The 4,126-nt window shown below is 75.5% G+C and carries 3 protein-coding genes; all 3 read right to left on the reverse strand.

The window, feature by feature from the left end; translation table 11 throughout:
• A partial coding sequence (locus AC2VNT_RS11780; protein ID WP_486947031.1) for an AMP-binding protein occupies positions 1 to 599 on the reverse strand: 599 nt, incomplete at its 3' end.
• Positions 600 to 607: 8 nt separating this feature from the next.
• Entirely contained in the window at positions 608 to 2,362 is a 1,755-nt protein-coding gene (locus AC2VNT_RS11785) for an ABC transporter ATP-binding protein (RefSeq protein WP_486947032.1), read from the reverse strand.
• Positions 2,359 to 4,126: ABC transporter ATP-binding protein (locus AC2VNT_RS11790; RefSeq protein ID WP_486947033.1), on the reverse strand; the 1,768-nt coding region annotated here is incomplete at its 5' end. The genes AC2VNT_RS11790 and AC2VNT_RS11785, both read right to left, overlap by 4 nt.

Genomic DNA, 4,126 nt, shown 5'->3' on the forward strand with positions numbered 1-4,126 from the left:
GGCAGTCCGGTGGTGCCGCCGGAGGTCAGCAGCAGCGCCGGCGACGTGGTGCCGCCGGTCAGCTCCGGTGGTCGACCCGACGACCCGGCGTCGGTCAGTTCGGCCAGCGAGAGGAACCCGCCGGGGTCGCCGTCGACGATGACGTGGCGTAACCGCAGCCGGTCGGCCATCCCGCGGAGCTCGGCGGCGGCGCCGGTCACCGCTCCGACCGCGCCGCTGACGGTGGCGAAGTGGCCGAGCTCGGCCGATCGGTGTCCCGGCAGGCAGAGCACCGGGATGGCCCCGGCCCGCAGCAGGCCGAACAGCGTGACGGCGAACCGGCACGCATTCGGCAGCTGAAGCAGCATCCGGTCACCGGGCGCGATGCCGGCCGCGGCAAAGCCGGCCGCGGCCCGGTCGGCACGGCGGTCCAGCTCGGCGTAGCTGTGGCTTTCGGCGGCGTCGAGCACCGCGACCCGGTGCGGCCAGCTGGCCGCGGCCTGCCGGAGCACCGAGTCGAGGCGGCGGCCGGCCCAGTACCCCGCCGCGCGGTACCGCTGCGCGCGGTCGGCCGGGAACGGCACGAAGCCGTCCGGGTGCGGGTCTGCTGCGGCGGGCACCGGCGGGCTCAGTCGCTCTCCGGTGCGCCGGTGGCCAGCCGCCACCGGGCGGCGTCTTGCTGCTGGCGCCAGAACGCGGCGAAACGACCGCCGGCGGCGAGTAACTCGTCGATGCTTCCGTCCTCGACGATCTGCCCGCCGTCGAGGAACAGCACCCGGTCGGCGTGGGCGATGCTGGCCAGCCGGTGCGCGACGATCACCCGGGTGCGGGGCCGGAGGTCGGCGGTGAGCGCATCGACGACAGCGGCCTCGTTCTCGGTGTCCAGCGCGCTGGTCGCCTCGTCGACCAGCAGCACCGGCGCCGGTTTGAGCAGCGCCCGCGCGATGCTGACCCGCTGCCGCTCGCCGCCGGAGAGCGCGCCGCCGGCCTCGCCCACGGTCGTCTCGATCCCGTCGGGCAGCCGGCCGGTCAGCTCGTCGACCCGGGCCAGCGCGGCGGCTCGGGCCAGTCGCGCGTCGTCGGCGCCGGGGTCGCCGGCTCGCACATTCTCGCCGATCGTGCCGTGGAACAGATAGGGTTCCTGGAACACGACGCTGGATGTCGCCCGGCGCGTTTCGGCGGTGAGCGCCGCGGCGTCGACACCGTCGATGCGGATCCGGCCACCGGTCGGCTGGTGCAGGCCCGCGATCAGCGCCAGCACGGTGCTTTTTCCGGAGCCGGACGGCCCGACGATCGCGGTGGTGCTGCCCGGTCGCAGCGTGAAGCTGACCCGGTCGAGTACCCGGTCGCCGGTGCCGTCGTAGCCGAAGGACACCTCGTCGAACTCGACGGCCGGCGGTTCCCCGGTGCCGGGCAGGGCCGCGCTGCCGCTCGGCACGGTCGGCGCGGCCAGCACGCGGCGGATCCGCTCCAGGGTGGCCCGGGTGGACTCCAGCGCCGGTGCGAGCTCGCTGACCGTGGTGAACGGTTCCAGGTAGCGGGCGGTCACCACGATCAGCGCGATCGCCTCCGCGACGTTGATCCGGCCGGTGACGGTCAGTGCCGTGGCCACCCCGGCCAGCAGGATCAGGGCCGACTGGCTGGCCAGGCTGAACAGCAGCTGCCCGGGAATCTGCATCCGCAGCAGCCGCATCGTGGCGCCGCGCTGCACGGTCAGCGCGGCACCCACCAGGCTGCGGGCCGGCTCGGCCCGGCGGGCGGCGCGCAGCGCCTGCTGGGTGCGGGCGAACTCGATGATCCGCTCGGTGAGGGCGCCGCTGGCCGCGTCCGCCGCGGCGTCGGCGCGCCGGGTCAGCCGCACCGACGCCCACAGCGCGCCCAGCAGCGGCGGCACGCCGGCCAACGCGGCCAGGCCGAGCGGCCAGGAGACACCGAGCAGCGCCACCGCGATCGCGCCCGGCAGCAGCACCGCCCCCAGCAGCGGGTTCAGCAGGTTGACCACCAGGCCGACCAGCTCCGGCCCGGTGGCGGCGATCGCCTGCCGGGCGGTGGCGGTCTGCTCGGCGGTGAGCCAGTCCAGCCGGACCTCGGGCAGCCGGTCGGCCAGGTCGTGCTGGGTGTGATCGAGCACCGCGAACCCCAGGTCGAAGCCGATCCGGGCGGTCGCGGTGTCGACTACCCAGCCGGCCACCGTCGCCGCGGTCAGCCAGCCCAGCCAGCCCAGCGCCCGCTGCGGGGCCGCGCTGAACAACGCCGCCAGCAACGGAACCAGCAGCACGGTGCCGGCGGCGCGGACGGTAACCGAGGTCAGCGCCAGCGCCAGGTAGCGCCCCACCCGGCCGCGGCGGTCGGCGGGCAGCAGCGACAGCCAGGTGCGGATCACGGCACCGGCTCCGCGGAGCCGACCAGCTCACCGCGACCGGACCGCCAGAGCCGCAGGTAGCGGCCGCCGGCCGCGAGCAACTGGTCGTGGGTGCCGGTCTCCACGATCCGGCCGCGGTCGAGCACCACGATCTGGTCGGCGCCGGTGACGGTGTGCAGCCGGTGGGCGATCACCAGCACGGTGCGTTCGGCGGCCAGCCGGTTGAGCGCCCGCTGCACCAGGTACTCCGACTCCGGGTCGGCGAACGCGGTGGCCTCGTCGAGGATCAGCACCGGGGTGTCGGCCAGGATGGCCCGGGCGATCGTCAGCCGCTGCCGCTCGCCGCCGGAGAGACCGCCGGCGCCGTCGAGCATGCTCCGGTAGCCGTGCGGCAGCCGCAGGATCCGGTCGTGGATCTGCGCGGCCCGCGCGGCGGCCTCGACCGCGGCGTCGGTCGCATCGGGGGCGGCCAGCGCGATGTTGTCGCGCACGGTGCCGCGCACCAGCTGGGTCTCCTGCAGGACGAACCCGACCCGGCGGTACAACTCGTCGGGGCGCAGCGCGGCGATGTCGACCCCGTCGATGCGGATCGCGCCGTCGTCGACGTCGTGAAACCGGGCCAGCAGCGCCGCCAGCGTCGACTTGCCGGACCCGGACGGGCCGACCAGGGCGGTGACCGTGCCGGGCCGCAGGGTCAGCGACGCGTCGTGGATCACCGGGACACCGGGGCGGTAGCCGAAGCCGACCCGGTCGAACACCACCGTCGCCGATCGGGAAGCCGTGGGCTGCGATCGGCCCGGCGGACGCACCGCCAGCTCCGGCTCGTCGAGGGCGGCCTGCAGCCGGCGAGCGGCGAGCAGGCCGGCGCGGATGCCGCCCAGGCCGTAGGCGATGCCGAGCAGCTGGGCACCGAACGCGGTGCCCAGCAGCAGAAACGGCAGTACGTCCACCGGATTCATCCGGTCGGTGACCACCAGCGCGGTGCCGGCGGCGGCGATCAGCCACAGGAACGTCGCGGGCCGGGTGGCCAGGTCCATCAGCGTCTTCTTTCCGGCCAGCGGCCGCTGCCAGCCGACCAGGAAGCCGATGTAGCCGTCGAGCCGGCGACGGAAGCTGGACGCGGCGGCACCGCCGAAGACCCGGATCACCGGCTGGCCGGCCAGGTCGGCGCCGGCCTCGGTGTTCATCGTCTCCGCCCAGCGCTGGGCCGCCGGAATGCGGGAGCCGGACTGCGCGGTCATCGACGCCGTGGTGGCCAGGTAGACCAGCACCGGCCCGAACAGCACCAGCGCCACCCGCCAGTCCACGGCGAACAGGTACACCAGCACCGCCGCCGGCGCGATCAGCGCGGCGACGGCGTCGCCGATGGCGTGGGTGACCAGGTAGTGCAGTGACAGCGTGTCGTCGGCGACCAGCTGCTTGATCGTGCCCGACCCGCGGGCGGTGAACCAGCCCAGCGGCAGCCGGGACAGCTTGGCAAGCAGGCGTTCCCGCAGCCGGTGGGCGAACCGGGCGTCGACCACGTGCAGCCCGAGCGTCAGGGCCGCCCCCAGCAGGGTGGACAGCCCCAGCAGGGCGACCGCGGCGCCGCCGATCGCCCACAGCGCCGACGCCGCAGCGCCGGACAGCAGGCGCCGGGCCAGCTCCACCAGCAGCACGAACGGCGCCAGCTGCGCCACGGTGACCAGCCCCTGCAACACCCCGGCGGCGACCAGCGCCGGCCGCAGCGGGGCCAGCAGCCGGTGCGCGCCGTCGGCCGTCCAGCGCCCGTGCGCGGCGCCGGCC

This window comes from Mycobacterium sp. TH-M15, from assembly GCF_057473705.1.